Here is a 3,911-nt window from a genome sequence, read left to right on the forward strand (position 1 = left end):
CCCCACTAGTGGGGGACCAAGGCGAAAAGCAGAAGACAGAAGAGTGTTCTTATTCTTGCTCCCCTGCCCTGCTTGCCTGTGCCCAACAGGGTACGGGGGAGGAGCTGGGGGTTGGGGGCGGCTGTTGAGCACCATGACTCTTTTTACAATTTCTGTAGGGTTGCCATAGCATGGTGAGCACTTGCAACGGCATGTGGACAACCCGCAATGGCATATTGACCGTCCGCAATAGTATGTGAACAACTTGCAATGGCATGTTGAGCACGCGCAATGGCATATGGACAACCCGCAATGGCATGTTGATGATTCACAATGGCTTTGTAGTTTTTGCAATAACATGATGCAGGTCTACGTATTTTTACCGGAATGCGTTACATCGTTTGCGGCGGTGGTCCAACCTAAAATTACTTGATTGGGGTCTATCGCTATGGTTGCTCAAGATACCCGTCGGCGGCTTAGCAGTGTTTTGATTGGTCAGGACGTGGAATCACTCAATGGCTTCAAGGCCATTACCAATTACAAAGCTCCCCGGCCCGAGGCAGCGGCTGAGGTGCTAGAAACCGCTTACCAAACCATGTTGTCCAAACAGAGCGAGGAGACCGTCAAATCCACTGCCGCCAAAGCTGCCGCCGATAGCGCACGTCATGCCGAGTGGGAGTTTCACAACAGCATCCTGACGATGAAAGAAACGGTGAAAGGTCAGTACGGCTCCGACAGCGACGAAGCCCAAGCCATCGGTTTCAAGAAGAAGTCCGAGCGCAAACGTCCCTCCTCACGCAAAGCCACCCCTGCCCCTGCACCCTAACCTACCCATTACTCCCACTCTTTGCAGGAGCAATGGTACTTGCCACGATTATCCAGGAGAATTGCTACTGAGCCTGACCCTGGGGCAGGTCAGCTTTGGTTTGCCGTTCGGAGAAATTTTTTCCTGTTTGTGGCTCTCTCACAGAAATTACGCTAGTCCCTGCCCCAAGCGTTGCGGCTCGCCCAGAAATGAGCACGCCAGACCTATCTCAAGAGCTAATGAGGACTTTCGGTCCCTGGGGTGTCGTGACCGGACCAGCTTCGGCAGTGATAGCAATGACCAAGGCCCCCGGACCCACGCCCTCAGGAGCGGCGAATTGCGTCGTGTTGACCCCCGGGCGGGTGTTGAAGCGTCCATAGAGCGATATCTTGGTCCCCCCGGTGATGGCCCAGAGGTGATAGGTCTGGTTCCCAGGCAGGGGGGGCAAGTTTTGGATGGTGAGGAAGACGGCTTTTTCCTGGACTAAGACCTTACCCGTCGTCTGGGCTCCGGTCGGGCTCTGGAGATTTACCAACTGGGTGTCGGGTTTCTGGAGTAACAAAGTCACGCTTTCGTTGAGAGCTAGCTGTTGGCGGACTTGGTAGTTATCAAATCCCACCACAGCTACCACTAGGGCCGCTACTCCCGCTATGCCCCAACCCCAGGGCAAGGTCTGGCGGCGGGGCGGTTCAAGAGCCGCAAAGATAGCTTCACGGACCCGAGGGGGCGGGGTGACGGCGGTGGGTTCGAGGGTGAGGAGGCCCAGGGCGGCTTGGAGTTGGGCTACTTCGTTGAGAAGCTCAGGGCTTTCGCTCAGTCGTTGTTGAAGGACGAGTTCTTCCTCGGGGGTTAAGTTGCCTAAGGCGTACCCTGCAATCAGTTGTTCGATGTCCTCGGGTCCGGTCATCATGTACTCACCCTAACAAGCCTTGTAAACTTCTTCTTAACTTTAAAAGGCCCAAGCGTGACCAACTTTTCACCGTACCTAGGGGTACACCTAGCCGCCGGGCAATCTCCGGGCAGCTAAACCCATCAAAGAAAGTCAATTCCAAGGTCTGACGCTGGTTGGCGGGGAGTTGGCTCATCGCAGCGCGTACGTGGACTGCACATTCGGCTAGAGATACTTCTTCAAGGAGATTGGTAGGAGCTGCCTCCAAGGGGTTCAGTCGCCCCCACCGTTCCAACACCTTCAACTTACGGCTCCGTGCCCGCACCCGGTCCAAGGCCCGCGAACGGGTCATCATCAATAGGTAGCTTTTGAGGGGGCCGAGGTCCGGCTGGTAGCTGCACTGGACCCAGAGGGTAGTAAAAATCTCTTGTGTGACATCCTCAGCTTCGCGGGTGTCTTGGAGAATACGGAGGGCCAGACCATAGACTACCCCAGCATGCCGCTCATAGAGGACCTTGAGGGCCGTGGTTTGGCGTACCCGGATGCCTTCCCAGAGGTGGGCATCGGACTGAGAAGGGTCCAGCGGTTGCTTCATATGCTACTCAAGATAGACCTTAGCTGAGTCTTAGGTCACTCCCTCCAGGGGGTTACGCAGCAATAAGACCTATGGATTACTTTGATCTGTAGGTGATCTGTTTACGACTGAGTGTCGTATCAGGAGTGCGCCAAGGGACAAATCCTTCTTCCGTCCCGTAATCCCCCTCTGCTCTGTTTACCCATGTCAGGAGTCCACCATGTTGAGTACCCGTTTTAAATGGCTTGCCCTACTGTCCTGTTTGTCACTCTCTGGGCTAGCTGTCCAAGCCTCCAGTCACCGGGAAGCCCCCTTCATCAGCCAGCAACCGAAGCTGGATGCCACTGACTTCTATATGTTTCATAGCTATGAGAAGGGCCGCAGTGGTTACGTCACCCTGATCGCTAACTACCTGCCGCTCCAAGACCCCTACGGCGGACCCAACTACTTCTCTTTGGACCCACTTGCCAACTACGACATCAACATTGACAACAACGGCGACGCCAAGTCAGACCTCACCTTCCGCTTCAACTTCACCAACACGCTCAAGAACCTCTCCTTGAATGTGGGCGGTAAAGATATTGCGGTGCCTCTGGTCAACATCGGCCCGATCACCAAGGACGATAACTCCGCCCTCAACGTCACCGAGTCCTACACGCTGACGGCAATCCGTGGTAGCTCGCGGCAAACCGTGACCACGACGGCTGGCGAGTCAGTCTTCACCAAGCCCGTGGACAACATCGGTAACAAGAGTATCGCTGATTACCCGGCCTATTCCACCAGTTTCATCCGCAATATCAACATTCCTGGTTGCGGTATTCCTGCCAAGGTTTTCGTGGGTCAGCGCAAGGACCCCTTCGTGGTCAACTTGGGCGAGACCTTTGACCTCATCAACGTTACCAATGTCCTCGGTGCGGTAGACGCCGAAGCCGATGACCTCGCCGATAAAAACGTCACTTCGCTCATCATGGAAGTGCCCGTGGGTTGCCTGACCAGTAATGGCGACCCGACGATCGCAGGCTGGACCACCACTAGCACCCGCTCGATCCAACAACTTCAGAACAATCCGACCTATGACAAGCCCGTACAGGGCGCAGGGGCTTTCATTCAACAGTCACGGCTGGCGAACCCTTTAGTCAACGAAGTAGTGATTGGGTTGAAGGACAAGAACAAGTTCAACAGCAGCCAGCCTGCCGACGACGCGCAGTTTGCTGACTATGTGACCAACCCGACCCTGCCTGAAATCATTGAGATTCTTTATGGCAGTGCCGGAGTCCGAGCTCCCAACCTGTTCCCGCGCACGGATTTGGTCTCGGTCTTTTTGACCGGGGTGGCTGGCGTAAACAAGACCAACGCCGTTGCTGAACTGATGCGCCTCAACACCAGCATCCCCCCTGTCCCTGCCGCTAGCCAGAACAACTTGGGCGTGATCGGTGGCGATGTGGCGGGCTATCCCAACGGACGGCGACCGGGCGATGACGTGGTGGATATCTCCCTGCGGGTAGTCATGGGTGCCTTGCTAACGCCCGAACAAGCCCCCTCGGGTCAGTTGCCCTTCACCGATGGTGCATTTGTGGATGCTGGTTTCTTCAGAACCACCTTCCCCTACCTGAACGCGCCGATCCCCGGTTCTCCGAACAACACCCCGTAAGCTCCCTCCCTGC

General features: G+C 55.7%; 4 protein-coding genes. 2 read left to right on the forward strand and 2 right to left on the reverse strand.

Translation table 11 applies throughout. The features are described 5' to 3' along the window. Positions 1 to 427: 427 nt before the first annotated feature. Positions 428 to 805, forward strand: coding sequence for a hypothetical protein (locus tag HFM78_RS03865; RefSeq protein WP_287128105.1), 378 nt, complete (start codon positions 428 to 430; stop codon positions 803 to 805). A 208-nt stretch (positions 806 to 1,013) separates the two neighbouring features. On the opposite strand, the gene HFM78_RS03870 is transcribed toward HFM78_RS03865, so the two are convergent. Then, complete coding sequence (locus tag HFM78_RS03870; RefSeq protein WP_287128106.1) at positions 1,014 to 1,694, reverse strand: anti-sigma factor domain-containing protein; 681 nt, start codon at positions 1,692 to 1,694, stop codon at positions 1,014 to 1,016. Positions 1,695 to 1,698: 4 nt separating this feature from the next. Then, positions 1,699 to 2,268 carry a sigma-70 family RNA polymerase sigma factor gene (locus tag HFM78_RS03875; RefSeq protein ID WP_287128107.1) on the reverse strand — a complete coding sequence of 190 codons (570 nt, stop codon included), beginning with the start codon at positions 2,266 to 2,268 and terminating at the stop codon, positions 1,699 to 1,701. A 199-nt stretch (positions 2,269 to 2,467) separates the two neighbouring features. Between HFM78_RS03875 and HFM78_RS03880 the strand changes: the two genes are divergently transcribed. After that, a complete protein-coding gene (locus HFM78_RS03880) occupies positions 2,468 to 3,898 on the forward strand; it encodes a DUF4331 domain-containing protein (protein WP_287128108.1) in 1,431 nt (476 codons plus the stop codon). Positions 3,899 to 3,911 lie beyond the last annotated feature (13 nt).

This window comes from Candidatus Cyanaurora vandensis, from assembly GCF_013285555.1.
GTDB lineage: Bacteria > Cyanobacteriota > Cyanobacteriia > Gloeobacterales > Anthocerotibacteraceae > Cyanaurora > Cyanaurora vandensis.